The organism is Flagellimonas sp. (genome assembly GCF_965215805.1).
Classification (GTDB): Bacteria; Bacteroidota; Bacteroidia; order Flavobacteriales; family Flavobacteriaceae; genus Flagellimonas.
The window spans coordinates 2,063,434-2,084,460 of the sequence record NZ_OZ244124.1 but is presented as its reverse complement, the minus strand read 5'-3'; the positions used below and the strand labels follow the sequence as shown (position 1 = coordinate 2,084,460).

Annotated in this window: 19 protein-coding genes; 1 reads left to right on the top strand and 18 read right to left on the bottom strand. The window is 42.9% G+C overall.

All coding sequences use genetic code 11. The annotated features are described in order from the left end of the window. Window positions 1-3 precede the first annotated feature (3 nt). The 14 genes from ACOOE0_RS09180 to ACOOE0_RS09115 all read right to left on the bottom strand — a co-directional run bounded on the left by ACOOE0_RS09180 (window position 4) and on the right by ACOOE0_RS09115 (window position 11,525). On the bottom strand, window positions 4-1,233 hold the full coding sequence (locus ACOOE0_RS09180) for an ABC transporter permease (protein WP_420402169.1): 1,230 nt from the start codon (window positions 1,231-1,233) through the stop codon (window positions 4-6). After that, window positions 1,226-1,927: an ABC transporter ATP-binding protein gene (locus ACOOE0_RS09175; RefSeq protein WP_420402168.1), complete on the bottom strand. Its 702-nt coding sequence runs from the start codon at window positions 1,925-1,927 to the stop codon at window positions 1,226-1,228. Before ACOOE0_RS09175 ends, ACOOE0_RS09180 begins: the two co-directional genes overlap by 8 nt. Before the next feature lie 97 nt (window positions 1,928-2,024). Then, window positions 2,025-3,137 carry an efflux RND transporter periplasmic adaptor subunit gene (locus tag ACOOE0_RS09170; protein WP_420402167.1) on the bottom strand — a complete coding sequence of 371 codons (1,113 nt, stop codon included), beginning with the start codon at window positions 3,135-3,137 and terminating at the stop codon, window positions 2,025-2,027. 37 nt (window positions 3,138-3,174) lie between these two features. Next, the gene (locus ACOOE0_RS09165) at window positions 3,175-4,434 is read right to left on the bottom strand and encodes an ABC transporter permease (RefSeq protein WP_420402166.1); all 1,260 of its coding nucleotides are present in this window, start codon (window positions 4,432-4,434) and stop codon (window positions 3,175-3,177) included. Between the two features lie 17 nt (window positions 4,435-4,451). Further along, a complete protein-coding gene (locus tag ACOOE0_RS09160; RefSeq protein WP_420402165.1) occupies window positions 4,452-5,696 on the bottom strand; it encodes an ABC transporter permease in 1,245 nt (414 codons plus the stop codon). 114 nt (window positions 5,697-5,810) lie between these two features. Further along, window positions 5,811-5,993: a hypothetical protein gene (locus ACOOE0_RS09155; RefSeq protein ID WP_420402164.1), complete on the bottom strand. Its 183-nt coding sequence runs from the start codon at window positions 5,991-5,993 to the stop codon at window positions 5,811-5,813. Between the two features lie 85 nt (window positions 5,994-6,078). Beyond that, on the bottom strand, window positions 6,079-6,612 hold the full coding sequence (locus ACOOE0_RS09150; RefSeq protein WP_420402163.1) for a DUF420 domain-containing protein: 534 nt from the start codon (window positions 6,610-6,612) through the stop codon (window positions 6,079-6,081). Continuing rightward, window positions 6,612-7,358, bottom strand: coding sequence for an SCO family protein (locus tag ACOOE0_RS09145; protein ID WP_420402162.1), 747 nt, complete (start codon window positions 7,356-7,358; stop codon window positions 6,612-6,614). Before ACOOE0_RS09145 ends, ACOOE0_RS09150 begins: the two co-directional genes overlap by 1 nt. Next, window positions 7,339-7,971: a hypothetical protein gene (locus ACOOE0_RS09140; protein ID WP_420402161.1), complete on the bottom strand. Its 633-nt coding sequence runs from the start codon at window positions 7,969-7,971 to the stop codon at window positions 7,339-7,341. The genes ACOOE0_RS09145 and ACOOE0_RS09140 overlap by 20 nt, the downstream gene beginning before the upstream one ends. Before the next feature lie 71 nt (window positions 7,972-8,042). Beyond that, complete coding sequence (locus tag ACOOE0_RS09135) at window positions 8,043-8,426, bottom strand: cytochrome C oxidase subunit IV family protein (protein ID WP_420402160.1); 384 nt, start codon at window positions 8,424-8,426, stop codon at window positions 8,043-8,045. A 54-nt stretch (window positions 8,427-8,480) separates the two neighbouring features. Then, window positions 8,481-9,455: a cytochrome c oxidase subunit 3 gene (locus ACOOE0_RS09130; protein ID WP_420402159.1), complete on the bottom strand. Its 975-nt coding sequence runs from the start codon at window positions 9,453-9,455 to the stop codon at window positions 8,481-8,483. Window positions 9,456-9,548: 93 nt separating this feature from the next. Next, window positions 9,549-10,130, bottom strand: coding sequence for a cytochrome c oxidase subunit 3 (locus ACOOE0_RS09125; RefSeq protein WP_420402158.1), 582 nt, complete (start codon window positions 10,128-10,130; stop codon window positions 9,549-9,551). A gap of 4 nt (window positions 10,131-10,134) precedes the next feature. Beyond that, a complete protein-coding gene (gene cyoE, locus ACOOE0_RS09120) occupies window positions 10,135-11,037 on the bottom strand; it encodes a heme o synthase (RefSeq protein WP_420402157.1) in 903 nt (300 codons plus the stop codon). Window positions 11,038-11,285: 248 nt separating this feature from the next. Then, window positions 11,286-11,525, bottom strand: coding sequence for a helix-turn-helix domain-containing protein (locus ACOOE0_RS09115; RefSeq protein WP_420402156.1), 240 nt, complete (start codon window positions 11,523-11,525; stop codon window positions 11,286-11,288). Window positions 11,526-11,848: 323 nt separating this feature from the next. Between ACOOE0_RS09115 and ACOOE0_RS09110 the strand changes: the two genes are divergently transcribed. Continuing rightward, window positions 11,849-12,220, top strand: a complete 372-nt coding sequence (locus ACOOE0_RS09110) for a SnoaL-like domain-containing protein (RefSeq protein ID WP_420402155.1) — start codon at window positions 11,849-11,851, stop codon at window positions 12,218-12,220. Window positions 12,221-12,331: 111 nt separating this feature from the next. On the opposite strand, the gene ACOOE0_RS09105 is transcribed toward ACOOE0_RS09110, so the two are convergent. From ACOOE0_RS09105 to sprA, 4 genes are all read right to left on the bottom strand, one after another. Next, window positions 12,332-13,036 carry an energy transducer TonB gene (locus tag ACOOE0_RS09105; RefSeq protein WP_420402154.1) on the bottom strand — a complete coding sequence of 235 codons (705 nt, stop codon included), beginning with the start codon at window positions 13,034-13,036 and terminating at the stop codon, window positions 12,332-12,334. 52 nt (window positions 13,037-13,088) lie between these two features. Then, a complete protein-coding gene (locus ACOOE0_RS09100) occupies window positions 13,089-13,490 on the bottom strand; it encodes a VanZ family protein (protein WP_420402153.1) in 402 nt (133 codons plus the stop codon). Next, on the bottom strand, window positions 13,483-13,863 hold the full coding sequence (gcvH, locus tag ACOOE0_RS09095; RefSeq protein WP_420402152.1) for a glycine cleavage system protein GcvH: 381 nt from the start codon (window positions 13,861-13,863) through the stop codon (window positions 13,483-13,485). Before gcvH ends, ACOOE0_RS09100 begins: the two co-directional genes overlap by 8 nt. A 110-nt stretch (window positions 13,864-13,973) precedes the next feature. Next, complete coding sequence (sprA, locus tag ACOOE0_RS09090; RefSeq protein ID WP_420402151.1) at window positions 13,974-21,020, bottom strand: cell surface protein SprA; 7,047 nt, start codon at window positions 21,018-21,020, stop codon at window positions 13,974-13,976. Between the last annotated feature and the right edge of the window lie 7 nt (window positions 21,021-21,027).

The following is a 21,027-nucleotide window of genomic DNA, read 5'->3' as shown; positions in this document are numbered from 1 at the left end:
ATATTACTTATCGCTTAAGGCCACTATTGGTTTTACATTGGCAGCTTTTACTGCAGGAATCAATCCCGCCAACACCCCTGCAACAATTAGAATAATGGTTGCTGTGATTACTGTTGACAAGCTAACGTTTGGATTGGTAAAGGCCGGGGTATTAATGGTAGGTCCTATCAAGGACAAAATAATCCACGCAAATCCAAGGCCGATAAAACCAGATAAAGCTGTTATAAATGTGGATTCCAAAAGCACCAAATTAATGATTTGCTTGGGCTGTGCACCCAATGCTTTTCGAACCCCAATCTCCTTGGTTCGCTCCTTGATGGTAAAGACCATTATGTTTCCAATGCCCACAATTCCAGCAATCAATATTAAAAAGCCCACGCCAATACTTATCGCACTTAAAACCGCAGAAAAACTACTGATGTCATCAAAGGCTTCTGCATAGTTCCAAACATTGATTCCAGCCTGATCCTCAGGAGCCACTTTATGTCTTCTTTTCATTAAATCCTCCAAACGATCGGAAAATTCCAAGGCCTTGGTGAGATCATAGGTTGGGTTGTAGGTCAACACAATTTGGTGGATATCATTGGTATCCCCAAAAATTCTTTGATATGTTGTTATTGGGGCATAAATACCTCGCTCCGCATTGTCATCACCATCATCTGTAAAGACCCCAACAACTCTAAAAGGTAGTCCGTTGAATTCGACAAATTGACCTAAGGGATCTTCATCCTTAAATAAATCTTCGGCTACTTTTCTTCCAATTACTGCAACTTTGGCCCTGTTGACAACATCGGCGTTATTAAAGAACCTCCCCTTCATGATCAACGTCTTTTCTATGATCTGATGGTCCGGGTGTACGGCTTGCACAGAGTAGTTCCCTGTCTCACTTTTGTAGCGCGCCGTTGTATTTGAAAAATAACGGGTACTGATGTATTCAACATCCTTGGGAAAGCTCTCTTTTATGTATTGGTAATCGTCATTTTTTAGCTGAATCCTTCTTCCTGCTTCAAAACCTCCATAGGCTTGGGCGGTAGTGCCAGGCCTAATAAAAATGGAGTTGGTGGCATCATCATTAAATTGGCTTGTAAATCCGTTCTGCATTCCGTTTACGGAAGCCAACAGCATCACCAAAATAAAGATGGCCCATCCCACAGAAAAACCGGTCAAGAACGTTCTGAGTTTGTTGTTCTTGAGGGTGTGAAAGATTTCTTGCCAAATATCCCGATCAAACATATTGTTGTGCTCTTACCTGCTCTATTTTCTTGTCTTCTACAATAACACCGTCCTTAAGGTGTACAATTCGCTTGCACATATGTGCAATATCCTCTTCGTGGGTCACCACCAAAATGGTATTCCCTTCGTCATTGATTTTTTGGATAAGGTCCATAACCTCGTAGGAAGTGGTACTGTCCAAGGCTCCTGTAGGCTCATCTGCCAACAATACTTTTGGTTCAGCAGCCATGGCTCTGGCAATGGCCACCCTTTGCTTTTGCCCCCCTGAAAGTTCGCTTGGTAAATGGCTTGCCCATTCTTTAAGACCCACTTTTTCCAAATAGCTCATGGCTTTTTCCTGTCGTTCTTTCCTGCCCACTTTTTGATAATACAAGGGCAAGGCAACATTTTCCAATGCCGACTTATAATTGATCAGGTTAAACGATTGGAAGATGAATCCCAAGAACTTATTCCTGTATTGGGCCGCTTTGGTCTCACTTAAGTCCTTGATGGGCACATTATCCAATGTATATTCCCCTGAATCGGCCACATCCAACATTCCCAAAATATTCAACAAGGTAGATTTACCGGAACCCGAGGATCCCATTATGGCCACTAGTTCTCCTGATTCTGCCTTAAAATTGATTCCTTTGAGTACATGAAGGGAATTGCTTCCCACTCTATAGGATTTGTGAAGGTCCTTGATTTCTATCATGATTGGTGCTATTAGCTATCTGGCATTTTAACCTCTGTAATATGACTTACAAGTTGTTAAAATGTTACAAGATTATTTGAAAATTTTTGTTAAATGATTAATTGACAGATTCTTCCTCCTCAACGGCGTTCCATATTTTCACCTTATCCTCGGAATTGAGGCCGGATTTCACCTCCACAAAAATGCCGTCGCTAATACCCAACTCCACATCCTTGCGCTCAAATTGTTGTTCTGAAGTTTCTATTTCCACATAGGGTTCCTTGGTCTCACGATCAAACTGTACCAAAGCTTCCTTTAGCGCCAAAACACTATCTGCGCGAGCCAAAATAATGGATGCATTGGCACTCAAGCCAGCCCTAATAAATACAGAGTCCCTTTTCTTGAGTGTCCCTTTGATTTCAAATTGAATGGCACCATTCTCCTCTTTTCCCTTGGGCGCGATATAATCCAAAACGGCATCAAAAACCTCGTTTTCTATGGCTCCCACGGTAATTTCCAGAGGTAGGTCTTCCGTAATTTTTCCCACTTCGGACTCGTCCACTTTCCCTTCAAAAATCATTTTTTCCACATCTGCGACAGCGGCGATGGTTGTACCCTCATTGAAATTATTGCTTTCAATCACCTGGTTCCCCACTTCCACAGGCACCTCCAATACCATTCCACTCACGGTGGATCGAATCAAGGTGTTGGCTGCATTGCTCAATCCCCGTGTAGTTCCTGTTTTCACAATATCATAGCGTTTATTGGCCGCACCATAAGCTTGTTTGGCCTGATCATAGGTTACTTGGGCACGTTCCAAATCGGCTTTGGATATTACCCCTTTATTGAACAGGGACAGTTGTCTTTCGTAATTTCTTTTTTGATCATCCAAATTGATTTTGGACTCATCAATGGCATTTCGGGCATCGTTAAGTGCATTTAAATTGGGTACAACCTTGATTTTTGCCAAAAGGTCGCCCGATTTAACGTAATCGCCCCCTTCCACATAAATCTCTTCGATGACTCCAGAGATATTGGGTTTGATCAGCACTTCTTCCAAAGGAAGGATGCTTCCAGTGGCCACAGCTTTTTTAACGATATTTTGTTTGGAGGGCTTTTCCGTTTCATAGACTACGGGGTCCTCAGAATTTTTTTGATACAAGTAATACATGGAGCCACCGAATACCACAACGATGAGCAACAAGATGATAATGGTTACTGACTTTTTCATTTTAATTCCTATAGTTATTTGATCGATTCAATTTATTTTAATCTGTTCGAAGCGCTTCAATGGGCCTCACTTTGGTGGCACTATTAGCGGGGATGAATCCAGCCAAAAGTCCAGATACCATGAGAATGACCAGCGCTCCGCTTACCACCCCAACGCTGACACTGGGATTGATAAACATGTCCACAGGCCCTACACTGTCCAAAAGTGAATTGATTCCATAAATGACCAGTGACCCAAAAATAATACCTGCCATTCCCGAAATAATGGTAAGGAAAATGGACTCCATCAGGATTTGTTTTTTAATGGACCAAGGTTGTTCCCCCAATGCTCTGCGAATCCCAATTTCCTTGGTGCGTTCCTTCACCACAATGAGCATAATATTGCTCACACCAATAATTCCGGAAAGCAACACCATAATTCCTACCAGGTAGGCAATGGCCTTTAATCCCACAAACAAGCTCTCTACCCTATTGAACTGCTCGTATAGATCAAAATGACCTATGGCCCGGTTATCCTCTGGATGTACCTTATGCCGTTCCTTCATCACTCTGATAATATCCTCCTTTAAACGGGAAATGGAACTGCCATCGTGAGCCGTTATCGCCATCCAACCCACATCTTCACCTTGGTTAAAGGCTTGTGCAAAAGATGTAAAGGGCACATAAATTTCCTTTTGTGCCTCTTCCCCATCCCCATCGTTATTTTTCTTTTTATAGGTGCCTATGACCATAAAATTGACCCCTTGGATTTTGATATAACTACCAAGTACCTCCTCGCCCTTCTCGTACAATTCGGATTTAACCCCTTGCCCAATCACGGCCACCTTTCTTTTCTCCCGTAGGTCATTATGGTTGATAAACCGCCCAGAGGTCACGGTCATGGGATCTTGGTTGATGATTTCCGGATAGTCCCCATAAACATTATAGGCTCCCACACGAATGCCCCTGATGACATTTCCGCCACCACGGAACCCACCTAATTGATTCCTTGGGGAGACAAACCGAAGGTTGGGCACATTATCCCAAATGGCCTGGACATCACTTACTTTGAATTCAAATCTTCTGTCTTTGGGAAGTCCTTCATAAGGTTTTGTGGTTCTACGGGTCCACATAAACATGGTATTGGTGGCAATATCGCCAAAATCCGCTCGGATTCCATTTTCAAAGCCCTTCCCAGCGGCCAGTAGCACAATTAGGATGAAAATACCCCAACACACCCCGAAAGCTGTAAGAATGGTTCGGCCCACATTACTGGTGAGCACTTCCAAAATTTCCCGCCATCTATCTCGGTTAAACATAGTATTTGGTTTTGAGGTTATTCATCCCGTAACGATTCTATCACTTGAACCCTAGCAGCGCGCAGTGCTGGTACAAGCCCGGCAAGAGCTCCTGCAAAAATGAGCACCATGACCGTAGAAAATGCCACCGTAAAATTCACGGACGGATTCTTTACATATTCAATTTGGACATGGGGGCCTAAAAACTCCAGTATCAACATGCTAAAAATCAAACCTGAAAAACCGGAAATTGCTGTAACAAAAATGGATTCATGCAAAATCATGCCCACAATAGACCAAGGTTTGGCCCCCAAAGCTTTCCGAATTCCAATTTCACGGGTACGTTCCTTGACCACAATCAGCATAATATTGCTGACCCCAACCACACCTGCAATAATGGTACAGACCCCTACAAACCAGAAAAATAGCTTCATGTTATTGGTGATGCCATAGTAGCGCTTGGCCTCCTCCATGGCACTCCAAACCCTCACTCCCGATTCATCTTCAGGGGCTACCAGATGCTCCTCTTTCAAAAATTTTCTGAGGTTATCCTTAAACGCTACCGCTTGGGCTACGGCTTGATCAAAATTTTCAACAGGTGGTAAGGTATAGGTAAGCGTATTCAATTTGTCATCCCCATTGAACACTCTTTGGCCGGTAGTCAGAGGTATGTAAATGCGCTCTTCTTCCCTTTCGTTTTGTTCTTTAAAGACACCGATAATTGTAAACTGGATTCCCGCGATTTCAATCCGCTCTCCAATGGGCGTCACCACATCTTTGAAAACATCGCCCCGAATTTTCTTTCCAATAACGGCCACCTTGCCAAGGGACACTTCGTCCTTGTAGTTGATAAACCGCCCTTCTATAGTGGAAAAACCTTCTATAAACTGAAATTCGGAAGATACCCCTTGAATACCATAGACCAAGGATTCGCTTCCGTAGTTGATGTTGACGTTGCGCACAAAAACACGCGGGGATTCATATTCAATATCCTCCTTGAACATTCTACCAGCGGTTTCATAATCCGCATTTTTGAAACGGATGACCCTTCCCGGGTTGAGTCCTTTGTAGGCTTTTGAAGTCGCCTCGGGCCAAGCCCATACGCTAGTGGTTGCATCCTGTTTGAACTCGTGTTCAATACCATTTTGCATCCCTTGGCCAAAACCCAATAATATGACAAGAATAAATATACCGGAGGCCACGGAAAGCCCGGTCAAAAAAGTACGCAGTTTGTTCTTCCGTATGGTGTCAAATATTTCTTGCCACCTTTCAATGTCGAACATGATGGTTGGTGTTTGATGATTGATGAAATACGCAAACGTATATTCAATAAGACAAAGCTACCATCAAAATGTTACACCTTTTTGCAAAAATTATGTGAAAATTTTAGATTTTTCTTAAGTGCGAAGCTTTTTATACACGAAATAGAACAATCCTCCTATCAAAATATAGGGGATTGCCATTAAATAGACGATGCCGTTGTTGATCCCTTCGGCGGTTTTGCCATCGGCTTCGCTTTCCACCACAGCCCTACACATGGCACATTGGGCTTCGGTGAGTTGAGGGAAAAGGAAAAACATTATTAGGAGAAGCCAAACACCCCATTGCCCCGACCTTAATTTCGGAACATTCCCCGCACTAGACGAGGAGTTAGATTTAATAGGTTTAATGCGCATAGTAGGGTGATATCATGAGATAAACAACAACTCCCGTTACCGCTACATACAACCAAATGGGAAAGGTGAATTTGGCCCATTTTCTATGGCCTTGAAAATCCCCTAGATATCCCTTGGAATAGGTGACCAATACCAATGGAATTACAGCAATAGAGAGGGCAATATGCGTGATCAGAATAAAGAAATACAGGTATTGAATTGCACCGTCACCTCCAAACTTAGTACTGTCCGATGTCATGTGATAGGCCACATACATCACCAAAAAGAGCGCTGAGAGTACAATACAGGTGGTCATCAATTTTTGATGCAAGTCCCTTTTTCCATTTTTGATGGCAATGACGGCCCAAACCAAAAGTATGGCAGTCAATCCATTAATGGAAGCATAAATTGGTGGTAAAAAAGAAAGTGGTTTGGCATTTGGAATCTTATACCCGAACAATAGGGCAACCACTACCGGTATAGCGATTGAAATTATGGTAATCCAACGCTTAAATCTTTTTTCCTTGGCTAAATCATGTTCCATTAGTCCTCGAGCAATAATTTTTGAATGTCTTCCTTGAGCATGGTAATCTGTTGTGCCTCTCCTTCCTTATTTACCCCTTGCTTTTCGGTGATGGTTCCCCGATAATATATCATGGGATTTCCAAATTCGTCATCCCGCGAGCGGATGTAGCCTTCCTTGTCCACCAAAGCAAACATACCCGAATGCTCAAAACCACCTGGAGCATCCTCTGTTTCACTGGCCACAATATAGAAGCCTTCTTGGGCCAAGGTATAAATGGAATCCCTATCCCCTGTCAACAAATGCCAATCTTGATTGGTAATCCCGTACTTGCTTGCATATTTCTTCAACACGGTAGGGGTATCATATCTTGGGTTAATTGTAAACGAAGCCACGCCAAACTCGGGATGCTCGCTAAACGTATCTTGCAATTCCACCAAGTTCTGGGTCATGATTGGGCAAATGGTGGGGCAGGTGGTAAAAAAGAAGTCAACCAGATAGACTTTCCCCAAATAATCCTTGTTGGAAACCAGTACACTATCCTGATTCAAAAAGGAAAAGTTGGGTACCTTCCTCTTCTTGCCATTGCTGATCACATATCCCAGTTTGGATTGTTGGGCAACCCCACTCATCCGATCCGTTTCCACTACAGTTCCCTTTTTTAGGGTTTTTGTAATCTCACTCACCGCGAATATCCCAAAGATCAGGATTATGGCGGATACCCAAACGTAGTTGTACTTTTTCTTCTTAGTTGCTCCTGTCGGCATTGTTTTTCTTTAAAGAAAGGCGATATTCAGCAAGAATGATCTTTACATCATCTTCCATCTTGTTGTTCAGATCCGCTACGGATGTAGTATTGAATCCATATTTGGTTCCCTCATCCTCATCATCTGTTCTTCCCCTTAGGTTACGGTCTTTGTCCACAATAAACACATAGGAAGTACCCAAATCTTCATCCAGGGTTAAATTGGTTTTCAAGCTTCCAAACAGGGATTTTATGTCTCCTTCTGTGCCATACACAAAATTCCATCTGTCGGTTTCGGAAAGTTTGCCCAAATCCTTTCTAAGCACCTCCACCTTTTCCTCTTCACCCTCGGGCACCACCATGATGATCTGAAAATCGGTGAACTTACCAAAGCGCTTATAAATCTTTTGGTTCAGATTAAAGGCATTTCCTTTTTTGTAGTCGATATTGTTCCCCAGAAAGCCTAGAATGGTAATCTTGTTGTTGAGTCTTGCACTTCCATCAAAATTATCCAGTTCAGGTACATTTTGGGTCAAAATGGGCAATCTCCCAAAGTTGTTTACGCCTGAGGCAAAAAACAAATAGGCCACTAGGGGAAAGACGAAGAGAACGATTAGAACAGAGGCCTTTTTCATGATGAATTTGCTGAGTGCAAAAATAAAAAAAGACGGTCAAGAAACCGCCTTTTCATATTGTTAATCCTTTACTAGAAATTCCAGGACATATACCCATCCTTGAACACGTTGTAAATATAATCCGCTTCAAAGAGCAATATAAATATCAGGTAGCAAATCAAGAATATCGGTGTCCAAACAATAGCCCTACGCAAAGAACTTTTCTCATCCCTAAGGTGCATGAAATCCCAAGCAATATAATAGGCTTTCACCAAGGTGAGGATAATAAATATCCAGTTGAGGAGTTTCATTCCAAGGAAGAAGTTCCCTGTCAAAGACGCTGGTTTGGCAATACCCAAGCCTACTTCAACTGCGGTTACCAAGGTTAAAAAAATCAGTACTCCCCAAATCTTTTGGACGTTGGACTTGAACTTTACCAGTCCTCTAAAAATTTCAAGTTTATGTTCGTGCGCCATAATGTGCTTTTATTTTTTCAAAGATTCCTGCTTTCGCAGGAATGACATGTTGCGTTATACCAAATAGAAGAATGTAAATACGAATACCCACACCAAATCTACAAAGTGCCAGTATAGTCCAACCTTCTCCACCATTTCATAATGACCTCTTCTTTCGTAGGTTCCTAAAATGATATTGAAAAAGATAATGATGTTGATCACTACTCCGGAAAATACGTGGAACCCGTGGAATCCAGTAATGAAAAAGAAGAAATCAGCAAAAAGACGGCTTCCGTATTCGTTATGGATAAGGTTTGCACCTTCCACCACTTGAGAGGCATCTGCCAATTTTGCCAACGAACCAGCTCGATCCAAAACCGTCTTTTCGCCATGTTCGTTAATGGTCTCGGTACGAATCAAAATATTTGGCGAAGCCTTGAATCCTTCAATAACTTCATTTAAGGAATAGCTGGTTTTGTAGCCTTCTTGCATAAACCAAACACCCTCGCTCTTTACATGCTTAATCCGATCTTCAGGTAAAGTTTTGGAAAAATCTGCCAAGGCAGCCCTTTCACCAGTTTCGGCATTTACAAATTGAAGTATTCTACCTCCTTTGGTCTCAATAGCCCCAAAGTCCCCTTTTATAAAAGTAGCCCATTCCCAAGCCTGTGAGCCAACGAAGATGGCACCACCGATAATGGTAAGGAACATATAAAGGATAACCTTCTTTTGCATCATTTTATGTCCTGCATCCACGGCCAATACCATGGTAACGGAAGACATGATCAGAATAAAGGTCATAAAGGCCACATAGTACATGGGATAATTACCGTGGAAGAAAGGAACGTGTGTAAATACCTCATCGGCAATGGGCCAGGTTTCAATGAACTTGAACCTGGAAAAACCGTAAGAAACCAAGAATCCAGAGAAGGTCAAGGCATCCGAGACGATGAAAAACCACATCATCATTTTTCCATAACTCGCATTTAGGGGCCTGTTTCCGCCTCCCCAAGTGCTTTCTTCTGTACCGGTAGTCACCGTTGTATCCATATAAAAAGGTCGTTTTAATAAAACTTTAGCAAAAATACATCTTTTGCTGTATTGAAAAAGACAAAGTTGAATGAAAACTACTTCATCAAAAATTTATTTCACGAAATACATAAAAAGTATGAGATAAACCCAAAGGAAATCCAAGAAATGCCAGAAGGTAGCCCCCAATTCCAAGCCCAACAAATTGTCCGGTGAGTATTTCCCCCTAAGCTGCTGAACCAAAACAGTCAACAATGAAATAAGCCCTGCCACCACATGGACAATGTGTACCGCAGCAATCAAAAATACATAGGACATTTTAATGTTACTGGTTGGCCCCGTAAAGTAATAGCCATTCTCCAGCATTTGGGAAAATCCAATAAACTGCAACACAATAAAAGATACGCCCAGCACCAAGGTTCCCAACAACAGGAGCGTTCCTCTTTTTGGGTTGCCAGTGGCTACCGCCTGTTTGGCCATAAAATAAGTGATGCTACTCAATATGATGATCGCCGTGCTCACAAAAAAGGCCTGGGGCAATTCCAGATCACTGATCCAATCCTCCCGTTTGCTGCTCACAATATAGGCACTCGTCCATCCTGCAAAACCCATGATCAGGCTCACAATTCCAAACCAGAGCAACATTTTTTTGGCTCTTTTGTTCTTTACTTCAATATCCACTTCGGTGAAATCCATAGGCTTAACCAATAAACTTATCTATTACGTAAATAATCTGAATCAATGAGATGTAGGTAACGCTGGCCAGCATCAACTTTCTTGCGGCTGGGTTATCCCTTTTTTCGTACAGTTTGAAAGCAAAAACCAGCATCACCAGCCCTGCCAACAACACCAGTACCGCTGCTGGAATGGATAAATACAATCTTCCGGTAAACCCAAATGCGGGCATAATGGAAATTACAATCATCCAAATGGTGTACAGTATAATTTGAAGGGCGGTACCTGCATCTTTTTTTCCTGTGGGCAACATTTTAAAGCCGCCTTTTTTGTAATCTTCGTCCAACATCCAGCCCAATGCCCAGAAATGGGGGAATTGCCAAAAAAACTGGATCATGAACAAGGTTCCCGGCTCAATGCCGAAATCGTTGGTTGCCGCTACCCATCCCAACATAAAGGGAATGGCCCCTGGCAGTGCCCCAACAAATACCGAAAGCGGAGTTTTGGTCTTAAGAGGCGTATAGGCGCTGGTGTACAAGAAAATGGAAATGGCCCCGAACATGGCCGTTTTGGGGCTTAAAATATATAGGGCAATTACGCCAAGGATGGTCATTACGATGGCGATGGTCATCGCTGTGGCCACGGTCATACGCCCAGATGGGATAGGTCGGTTTTTGGTGCGGTTCATGAGCGCATCCAAATCCTTTTCTATCACCTGATTGTACGCATTGGAAGCTCCAACCATGCAATAGCCACCAAAGGCAAGGAGCAACAAAGAGACCAAATCAATTTGATAAGCTCCCAGAAAATAACCCGCAATGGACGAAAACACCACACTTATGGCCAGCTTGGCCTTGGTGATTTCCTTAAAATCGGTAAAAATCAAGGAAAGGGAAGTGCTTTTTACAGAACCTACGGCAGATTTCATCCTCATTTTTTAGTGGCAGGCAAAGATACGGTCGTACTATCTCTTTTCCAACCTATTGTGGGGGTTTTGTTGGAGGGTTGGATTTTTGGATTGAAGGTTGCTTGATGCCCAATGTTGGATGCTGGATGTTAGAAATCAGATATCTGAAGTCTGAAGTCTGAAGTCTGAAATCTGAAGACCCAAGAAACAAGACAAAAGATAAAAGACCCTTGCACCTGAACTTGAGTTTGAACTTGAACTTGAAAAGCCTAATCGTCCAAAAGAAACAAACTGCTCAATGGGATTTCAAGGGCATCTGCTATGCGGCTTAAGGTGACTACACTAGTGTTGCGTTCCGCGCGTTCTATTCTTCCAATTTGGTTGTTGTTTAAATCCGCATCAACACAAAGCTGAAATTGAGACAATCCTTTTTGAATCCTAAGTTGTCTGACCCTCTCACCTAATTTTTTAATAATTTGCCTGTCTCTTTCCGTATAACTAACGTGCATACCCAAAATACTTTTGCTCCCAAAACGGGAAAATTAAACTTAGTTTACAGGGTTATGCTGATGAGATTGAAATGGTTCACTTAGCTGGTAAAATCAAAGCAACAACTAGTCCTTTTGATTTTAGTTTTACTTCAGCAAATCGAGCAGTTGTGATTCCCTCCGTTGCCGCAAGATTCCATCTCGTGACCACCAAAGTAAATAAAAACTACACATTTCACCCAATTAGGGAAATCCATAAAAGTATTCGGGAAAGATCAACAATGAAGTAGGCATCAGCCGCACCTACTTTTGTTTCCAGTTATTAACATCTTAAACATACAGTTATGGAAACTACAATACAAGAGCAAGAATTACTTGCCAAAGCAAACGAGGTAACAGCCCTATTGGCCGAAGGTAAATTCATTGAGGCCATGGAAAATTATCTGGACGACAACGTGCAACTTTTTGAAGGAAACAATCCCGCCAAAGTGGGCAAGGATTTCTGCTTGGCCGAAGAAAAGAAACTATTGGATACGGTAACCGCTTTTCACGGATACACCGTAATTTCCGGGCCAGCCGTAAAAGGAGACACCACTTTTTATGAAGCCGTAATGGAATTTACCACCGATGATGGCACCGACCACAGATTTGAACAAGTGGTACGAACGCAATGGAAAGATGGCAAAATCATCAACGAGCGCTATTATCACGCTTAACCCAGCTACCGCAAGATTGCATCTTTTGGTAACCAAAATGACCAAAAAAAGCCCTGACGTTTCCATCAGGGCTTTTTCATTCCTGCCTCGACAGGAATTGTAAATCTTCTTTTACTGTAGCTTAAAGGTAATTGGAATACTGAAAGGAACCTTTACAGCTCTACCTCTCTGCTTTCCAGGAGTCATTTTAGGAAGCTTTTGGATAATTCTCATCGCTTCTTTCTCCAAGTTTTTGTCCGGCCCACGCATTCTGATGTTTCCGATACTTCCATCCTTTTGGATAACGAAAATTACGTTTACCCTTCCTTGAACTCCCATTTCTTGGGCAATTTCCGGGTAACGGAAGTTTTTACGGATGTGCTTCTGCATCATATCCTGGAAACACTGCTTTTTATTGCTGGCTCCCTCACAACCAGGGAACACCGGTACGTCTTCAATTACGGCAAATGGAACGGAGATATCTTCCTCTACTTCTTCCACTTCAACCTCTTCCACTTCCATAACTTCCTCTTCCTGGCTGGTTTCTGTAGACTCGATTACGGTTTCTTCAACTTCCTCCTCATCTTCAACAACCTCGATAACTTCAGGTGCAGCTGGTGGCGGTGGTGGTGGCGGTGTCTTGATCTGCTCCGTCATGGGCACTTCCTCGTCCAACTGATCTTCAACGTTCATAGAAACGTCATATTCGTTGGATTTGTCATATTTCTTCCACTCCATGGCTCCATAAACCAACCCCAAAACAGCGGCCAACCCTATCACAAAATAGAGTGAACTGTTTTTTCCTACGTCTGCTTTTGGATTCTTTTTTAGTTCCATCGTTCTGAATTTAGTGTTTGCTAATTTAATTATTAATTGATGAAATAAACAATTAAAATTTCCATTTTAACGGCCTTTCTTTGGAAAAATACCATTTAATTAAGAGAACTCCTGCAAATGCTCCCAATGTATTGGCTACTACATCTCCCAATTCGGCCATGCGATCTTGTGTTAGTGCGTACTGTAATACCTCAATAATTATACCGTAAGTTATGGCAGCGATCAATGCCCACTGCATGGCCTTTCCCAGCTCCATTCGGCCTTGGGTTTTCTCGCGTAGCATTAGGCAGGCAAGTACCCCAAAAATCAAATAAAAAATAAAATGGGTAATCTTATCTGCATACGGTATGCGAATGGAACCCGTATCCAGCCCCGAAAAAGAAAATAAGCTGAGTGTTGTTAAAAACAAGACCCAGCCTATAAAAAGTACGGTATAAATATTTTTTTTAAGCACCAATCAATGCTTTGTAATCCGTATCGCTCATTAAATCATCAACTTCAGCAGCAGCACTGATTTTGATCTTGATCATCCACCCTTCACCATATGGATCTGTGTTTACTTTCTCGGGCTCATCCTCCAAAGCTTCGTTGAACTCGATGATTTCCCCACTCAAGGGCAAAAACAAATCAGACACGGTTTTTACAGCTTCAACCGTTCCAAAAACCTCTTCCCTGTCCAAGGTTTCATCCACAGTTTCCACTTCCACATAAACAATGTCCCCAAGTTCCCCTTGGGCAAAATCCGTGATTCCCACAGTGGCAACATCGCCGTCAATCTTGATCCATTCGTGGTCTTTGGTGTACTTTAATTCTGCTGGTATGTTCATTATCAATTTGTATTAGTCCAGTGACAAATGTAACGGATCGGATATAGCTTTTCAAGTAAACTTTGCAACAAAAATATTGGCCTTATAAACAGGCTCAAATTCCGTTGTTTTTAGTTCCCGAAATTGTACCTAAGCGTGAATCCTGCGTTGATGGTAGTCTGTGGAAACGCCGTGGAAACCGCAAATTTGGAGAAGGAATGATCGTAGAAGAACAGGGCATTTAAACTTTTGCTAAGCGCATAATCTGCCGAAAACTTGAAAGAAACCAGTTTTTGACCCGAGGTTATCTGATTGTTGTCAATATCCAGATTTCTGATGATGGTAATATTATCCCGGATTGAGAGATCGCCCTTTAAATTCAAATCGCCCTTAAGTCGAGTTCTTTCACCCCCAATATTGGTCACAAATTTTACGTCCTTGAATCGATACCCCAATCCCAAGGTGTACTTTTTCCCATTGATTTCGGTCATCAAGTTGTTGTCAAAACTTAGGGTCAACACCCTATCTGTTTCCACTTCGGCCAAGAAGCTAAAGGAGTTTTTCATTTCAAAATCAACACGAAGAAGTGGATTAAACTGGTCTGTCAATACCACATTGTTGATGATATTTTCCGGTAACAGGTCTTCAGTCTCTGGATCAAATTGACCGTTTTGGCGTTCCAAATTGCTCTGGATAGAATTGACACTATAAGATGCCCTATAGCCATGGCTTAATGAGAATCGCTTGAATTTCTTTTTGAACCAACGGTTTTTCATCAAACCTGTGTATTTGATGTTCCAATTGGGTATTGGAATTTCGCGATAGGTATCCAAATTCACCCGGTTTACATCCTGACCTGTGTAGGCTGCAAAGAAGGCAGGCAACAACACTTCTTGCTGCGTTTTTCCATAACGTTGCGGGAAACCATCATCATCCAAAGGCCCTGGGGTTTGTCCCCTGTCCGAAACCAGTCTATTGGCAATGGTAATACGATTGGCCTTGAACTGCTCAAAAGTTTTGGAATCAAACTCGTCACTTTTATTAAAAATGGTTCCGATCATGATGGTGGAAATACTGAAATTCCCCAACTCATTGATCAGCCCATCCTGTTGATTGATCCATTCTTCAGGACTATAATTTTCCTGGGAACTACTGGTCAACAAACGATCAGCGGTTAAATCTATGGTAAGGTCTTGTGTAGGTTGTGCGGTCGCTGTAATGTTCAATTGTCGATTGGTGTTTCGCATGTACTGCGAATTAAATTCCGGGAAAGTGGTCAACCACCCATTTCGAGCAGCTTCGTATCTAACATCGGACTGGCTTCCAAAAACAAAGCCTAAACTGGGTCTTGCCGTTCCAATGAATCCAATGGACTGGGTATACCCAGGCAATACGGTTCCGCTATTTCTGCTGTAATTTACATTCACCCGTTTCACCATGGTCAATACATCCACCAAAGTATTGAAACCTTTGCTGGTCTTCTTAATAGGTTTTTCATCCGTTCCCGAAGCTGGGTTCCCAGCCTTATCCCTTCGCTGACGAGCTTGGGCTGCGGTGACTTTGCCATCCCGTTTTTTCAATCCTAAGTAGTCGTAAAAACGTTGCATGGTCAAATTGGCCGTTAAATTATGGGTGCTGGCATTCTGAACCGTGTTGATGTTTTCACCAGCTACCTCAAGAAGGGCATCCCCGCCTCGTTGCCAATCAAAATTACTGGTGTAGCTGTATTGGGCATTGATAAAATTCAAAAACGGAATCTTAGCTGTTGGAAGATCATAGTTCAACTGCATATTCTGCTGATGACGATTGGGTTCCCCAATATCAAAAAATCCATCCCAAAGATCAAGGGCTTCGTTGATTCCTGAATCCGGGTCTGCATCCACATTAAAGTAATTGCGGACAATATTGTTGTTGGAAGCGGTCAGATTCAATCGTAAAGACTTGCTGATACTATAGTTTAATGTGTACTGCCAATTAAAGAGGTAATTACGCTGTTGCAACAAGGGCAATTCCAAAGCATCCACTCCAGGTTCCAACACATCCCTAAAGCGCTGCTGGTTAAAAGAGCGATTGTAATTGGCATTTACCGAAAGACTGGTTGGCAGCAAATTGAAATTCAAATCCTTGAGCCACTGCCAGTACTTGCCCGTCAACAAAGAATCATTTTTGGCGAAGGGTGCCACGGGCGCAGGCTTAAAATTGTGATTGTACACAAAACCAGTGGTGACATTCTGATCACGAAGGTCAGCCACTTCAAAATCCCTGTGGTTGGTTTCGTTATAGGAGTAGTTAAAGGTAAAGTTCTCAACGTCAAAGAAATTCTCCTTGGCCTCGGCTCCACGATTTTTTCGAACCCCGATCAAGTTTATACTCCTTCTTTTGGTATAGTCTTCAGCTTGTTCCTTAATGGTTTCTGCCTCTTCTGCGGTAGTTGCAGCGGCAATTCTATCATCCAATTTAAGGTCGTCGTACACGGGATCAAATTCCGGGGTAATCAAGGTTTCTGAAATTCCATAGTTGAACGGAACCTGGATGCCCCATTTTTTAGGGAGCAATTGGCCCACGTTCACATTGGTGACCACATCATAGGAAATGGCGTCCTCCCTAGATCGCTCGTTGGGCATTTGATCTATGGAACCAAAGCCAGAGGTACTTCTGCTTCCTGTTGCCGTAACATTGGCAAAGTCGGCCATATTGGCATCCATAGCGGCTATGGCAGCCCAACCTCCATTGTTATCCAAACCTGCCAAACGCAGTTCGTTGAACCAAACTTCTCCTCGTGCAGGCAAGTCATCAATATTTTTTATCCCAACCATCATCCCCCGTATACTTCCCAAGGATGGGTTTCCTCGGATACCAATTCGTAACCTGCCCAATGTTCGCGGGGCAAATTCATCTACTGGAACAGCTTCGCCATCCACAATTTCATAATAGTTGATTTGATTTAGGGTCTGTTCCGCAATTCCTCTCGACTTCACCTTGTTCAAATCACTCAGGGCAATATTGATTTGGTTTACATCGGGCCAAATCTCATCTGCAGAGGTCACATTGAACGACGTAAACTGTAGCGGAAGTTCTATTTGGTAGAAGTTTTCCGAAAAGTCCGTTCCAATCCGAAGGAAACCAACCAAAGGCGTATCGTCATCCGAATAATCCCCATTTAAAATCTTTTCGGCGTGCATGAACATTTTGATTCGCTCATATTGTCTCACATCAATGTTGACATTTTTAAACACCCCCCTGGAATCCTGGGATTCCAAATTCTCCACTACAAATGAAAGCGATTGCTCATTTTGGCGAATGATGGTGTTATTGTTGTTCAACTGCTCCCGAACAACGCCCGGAGGCAACACATAAGGAATGGGTTGACGTCCAAAATTCTCTTCAATATTAACAGTGTTCACATCCGTTACGGTACCATCGTCTGAAGGGTCATTATCGATATCGGGCTGCAAGGAATTGGTATAGGTTCTCCAATCCCCCCTTACCAAATCCAAGGTGGCAAAACGCAGGACCATGTCATCTTGAAAACCGGTCATATACATTCGCATAAAACTAATCGAACGGAAATCGGTGATTCCCCCAACGGCTTCTGTAAAATCGCTCAAAGGAATTTTATACTGAATCCATCTTCGGTTCAATTGGGTTCCATTGGGAAGGTCTGGTGTGAGTCCCTCTCTAATATCAGTAACATATTGATCGTTGATATCGGTGTTGGGCCTGATCTGGATACGATATTCGTAATAACTGTTTACCGTGTTCATGGTAAGGTCACGGTCTATATCCTCTACATCGGGCAAGGTGGTCGAACCTCTATTGGTATTGGTCACGGCCACTGGCGAGTTGCCATCTGGGTTGTTAAAATCAAAATAGCGCTCCAAAATACCCCCCTCGCGGTTCAGATAGTATTGATAGTTATCCAAAGCAGGGTCTTCACTGGGGCCATTGTAGATGGCAGCTTCCTCAGCATCATTCAAACCATCAAAACCAACATCCTGTAAAGTTCGATTACTTTCATCAGCATCAAAGGCATAGACCAAAGATTGAGTAGAGGGTACCTGTCCCCAGATAGTGGCTCTTGGGATTTCGTTATTGGTGCTTGCCGGCAATCCATTTTCATATTGTTTGCGGCCATCCTTTAAAATATCTTCAGAAATATTCCCGAGATTGAGCACCAGCTCTCCAGAATTGGCAGGGTTGGCTTGCCCTCCTATATAGGGATCCAACACCCAAAACTGGACAAATTCCACGTTGGATTGCTCAAAATTGGTACTGCTCAAGGGACGCATAATACCTGCCCATTTATCCTGAGGGGTCTCAGCGGCAAAATTGGGATTCGCGTTATATGGCCCTTTATCGTTGGGGTAGTAAACCATATCCAAGGTTCCCTGCACCTGGGTCTGTCCTTGGGCTATATCGGTTTCCGTAAAGACCTCATTGATAAAAACCCTACGGGTTTCGTTTAGGGAAATATCATTATCTGAAATTCCAGAAGGTCTTTGATTGGTATAGAATATGGGGTCGATGGTATACCAAGCCATTTTGGCCCGTTCGTATCCCACGTCAATATCCGTCCTGTCCTGCAAGAATTCCACAGGTGGACTAGCCAGGGACCAACCCAAGCTGGAGCGGATATCAATAAGTGCCTGCGCCCCTTCAAAGTCATCCAAATAGGTGGTTGTTTCACCCTGAAAATCAGCATTTTTAGGTGAATTTGGCTTTAAAAAGGCCACTTCTCCCCGAAGGGATAAATTGGAAGGCACATCCGTATCAATATTGGGCAATTTATTGGCCAAACGGGTCAAGAAAGGTATCTCTGTACTGAAGTTTCCGTTTAAACCAAAAATAGTATTGTTGACTGGCTCTACACCAAAATTGGATTTTTGGGTCAGGGGCCTTTCATTCAGATTGAGAATGGTTCCGCCCAAAACAAACTTGTCATTGAACTTGTGTTCCACATTTACCCCTGTAAATCTTCGGGTCTGCTGCCCAAACACCGCATTGTTCTCAACCGAAATGTTGATCGGCGTATTGGAAGCTGCCAAGCTGGGATCCAAAATCTGAACGGTTCCTGCCTGATAATTCACGGTGTAATCAATTCCTTCTTGAAGCTGTCTCCCTCCAGCGGTGACCCGTACAGAACCTCGTGGAACGTTAAAGGCTCCAATCGGGATACCATTGTTTCCTTCGGATTTGTATCGCCCCTTAATTTGGAAACGGTTCTTTTCGGCATCCTGTAAGGAAGCCGCCTTGGTCTTGGCATACATGTTACGGAACACATACCGCTGCTGATTGGGATTATATCCCTGATCGTTTTCAACATCATAATTCCCTCCTCCCAATTCGTCGAAAAGGAATTCCCCAAAAGGTTCCACCTTGGTAAATATGATTCGTCCACTTTGCGTATCCACGGTGATACCGGGAACGTAATCAAAGAAACCATCCCCACCGGGCTGCACATCGTTGTAGATGTTCAATCGGTCCAGATTAAAGACATCAATCAATATTCTTTCCTCTAACCCAGTAGGCCATCCTTGATTGGGGTCAACAGGTGTGATATAGTTTCGTGGCGTAGGGTCTGAATACAGGATATTTAATTTGAAATCTTCCTGACTCAACTGAAAAGCTCCTGTAGCATAGATGTTTTTCATCATCAAATCCCAAATAGGATCATCCACATTGGTGATATTACTCTTGAGCAATTTCAAGATCAGCGTATTGTTTTCTATAATGGGATTAACCCCTCCAGATACCGTTGTAGCATCTACTCCGCCATTGGCAAATTCCCCTACTTGGTACACTTGGTCCCCAATGGTGTATTGGAAGGCCACCCCGAGCACCTCATCATTGCTCAATCTTTGGTTCAGGGAGATGTACCCTAGTTGGGTATCGAATTGATAATCCCTTCCCTGCTCCAATTTTCTTGCGTTTTCAAGAATGGCATAATCAAATCCTTGGTTTACCGAATAGCCTGGAACATTGAATCCCTGTTCCACGGTAGCAATATCCCTAATGGATTCGGTAAGCGCTCCAGTTCCTATTTGATTGGGGTCAAAATCGTTGGCACCATTCTGTGGAGGTACATCATTTCCAAAAACATTGAAAAAGCCCGCAGGGGCACCCCCCGCAATCCCAATTCTGGTTTTGGGGTTTCCATTTTGTCCCAACTCTGCTTCTCCCAAATCCTGAATGGCCACAACATTACGCACATTCAAGGTTTGTTGGTTTCGGTTGGTGACCCACACCTCCAAACGGGTAATCTGTACTTCGCTCCTAATAAATGGATAGTTGGACAAGGCACGGTCATAATTGTCCCTAAAGTATTGGGCCAAGAAGAAGTGTTTGTCCTCGTCATAATCCAAAGCGGTGAGGGAAAATTCGTTGAGTGTGCCCCCTCCTTGGGCCACAACGGTATTGTTTTGGGATCGCTGTTCGGAGAAAACGGCAGTAACCGTAGTTTTTCCAAATTGCAGTTGCGTCTTGACCCCAAACAGACTTTGGGCACCGGTAATCAGGGAACTATTAAGGGGCATGTTCACATTACCGATCTCAATTTTTTTAAGAATATCATCCTCTGTGGGAGTATAATCCAGTTTGACCAGGTTTTGAAAGTCAAAAGTGGCCTCGGTGTCGTAATTGGCCGTCACTTGGAGCCGCTCTCCTACTTTACCCAAAAGACTTAAGCTAATCCGTTGGTCAAAATCGAAAGACAAATTGGTTCTGTTTCTAGGTGAAAGAGCCGGATTGTCATTTTTCTGCCATAAGATTCCCAAATCCATGGCAACAGAACCTTGCGGAATGACTTCAATGGTGTTTCCTCCAAAAATGGATTCGAAAAAGCTGCTGTTCACATAAAAATTGGGCAATAGGTTTTTACGCGCTTCCTCACTTCCTTCCTTTTTTCCTGTAAACGCATCTATTTTTTCCTTGAAATAGGATTTCATCTGCTCCTTTCGAACCAAATCAAAATATTGGTCGGGAGTCAAAATAATGGGATGGGTTATATCAAAATCCCCGATACTTTCGGTGTAGACATACCTATCTAGTTTGGGATCGTAAGTGTATTTTGCAATTATACTATTGGGGTTTTCCAATATCAACTTACCAAGGGCAACACCTGTTTTAACAGAGTCCTGAACCTGCTCGGTAGTTTCCTGGCCCGTTAAGGTAGTGGCCATCAGAAAA

Excerpts from the sequence above, each read along its gene's own strand:
- ACOOE0_RS09150 (WP_420402163.1), bottom strand. The coding sequence starts at position 6,612 with ATGGAACATGATTTAGCCAAGGAAAAAAGATTTAAGCGTTGGATTACC.
- ACOOE0_RS09175 (WP_420402168.1), bottom strand. The coding sequence starts at position 1,927 with ATGATAGAAATCAAGGACCTTCACAAATCCTATAGAGTGGGAAGCAAT.
- ACOOE0_RS09160 (WP_420402165.1), bottom strand. The coding sequence starts at position 5,696 with ATGTTCGACATTGAAAGGTGGCAAGAAATATTTGACACCATACGGAAG.
- ACOOE0_RS09145 (WP_420402162.1), bottom strand. The coding sequence starts at position 7,358 with ATGCCGACAGGAGCAACTAAGAAGAAAAAGTACAACTACGTTTGGGTA.
- ACOOE0_RS09115 (WP_420402156.1), bottom strand. The coding sequence starts at position 11,525 with ATGCACGTTAGTTATACGGAAAGAGACAGGCAAATTATTAAAAAATTA.
- cyoE (WP_420402157.1), bottom strand. The coding sequence starts at position 11,037 with ATGAAATCTGCCGTAGGTTCTGTAAAAAGCACTTCCCTTTCCTTGATT.
- sprA (WP_420402151.1), bottom strand. The coding sequence starts at position 21,020 with ATGGCCACTACCTTAACGGGCCAGGAAACTACCGAGCAGGTTCAGGAC.
- ACOOE0_RS09130 (WP_420402159.1), bottom strand. The coding sequence starts at position 9,455 with ATGGATACAACGGTGACTACCGGTACAGAAGAAAGCACTTGGGGAGGC.
- ACOOE0_RS09135 (WP_420402160.1), bottom strand. The coding sequence starts at position 8,426 with ATGGCGCACGAACATAAACTTGAAATTTTTAGAGGACTGGTAAAGTTC.
- ACOOE0_RS09140 (WP_420402161.1), bottom strand. The coding sequence starts at position 7,971 with ATGAAAAAGGCCTCTGTTCTAATCGTTCTCTTCGTCTTTCCCCTAGTG.
- ACOOE0_RS09170 (WP_420402167.1), bottom strand. The coding sequence starts at position 3,137 with ATGAAAAAGTCAGTAACCATTATCATCTTGTTGCTCATCGTTGTGGTA.
- ACOOE0_RS09105 (WP_420402154.1), bottom strand. The coding sequence starts at position 13,036 with ATGGAACTAAAAAAGAATCCAAAAGCAGACGTAGGAAAAAACAGTTCA.
- ACOOE0_RS09155 (WP_420402164.1), bottom strand. The coding sequence starts at position 5,993 with ATGTTTTTCCTTTTCCCTCAACTCACCGAAGCCCAATGTGCCATGTGT.
- gcvH (WP_420402152.1), bottom strand. The coding sequence starts at position 13,863 with ATGAACATACCAGCAGAATTAAAGTACACCAAAGACCACGAATGGATC.
- ACOOE0_RS09180 (WP_420402169.1), bottom strand. The coding sequence starts at position 1,233 with ATGTTTGATCGGGATATTTGGCAAGAAATCTTTCACACCCTCAAGAAC.
- ACOOE0_RS09125 (WP_420402158.1), bottom strand. The coding sequence starts at position 10,130 with ATGGATTTCACCGAAGTGGATATTGAAGTAAAGAACAAAAGAGCCAAA.
- ACOOE0_RS09110 (WP_420402155.1), top strand. The coding sequence starts at position 11,849 with ATGGAAACTACAATACAAGAGCAAGAATTACTTGCCAAAGCAAACGAG.
- ACOOE0_RS09165 (WP_420402166.1), bottom strand. The coding sequence starts at position 4,434 with ATGTTTAACCGAGATAGATGGCGGGAAATTTTGGAAGTGCTCACCAGT.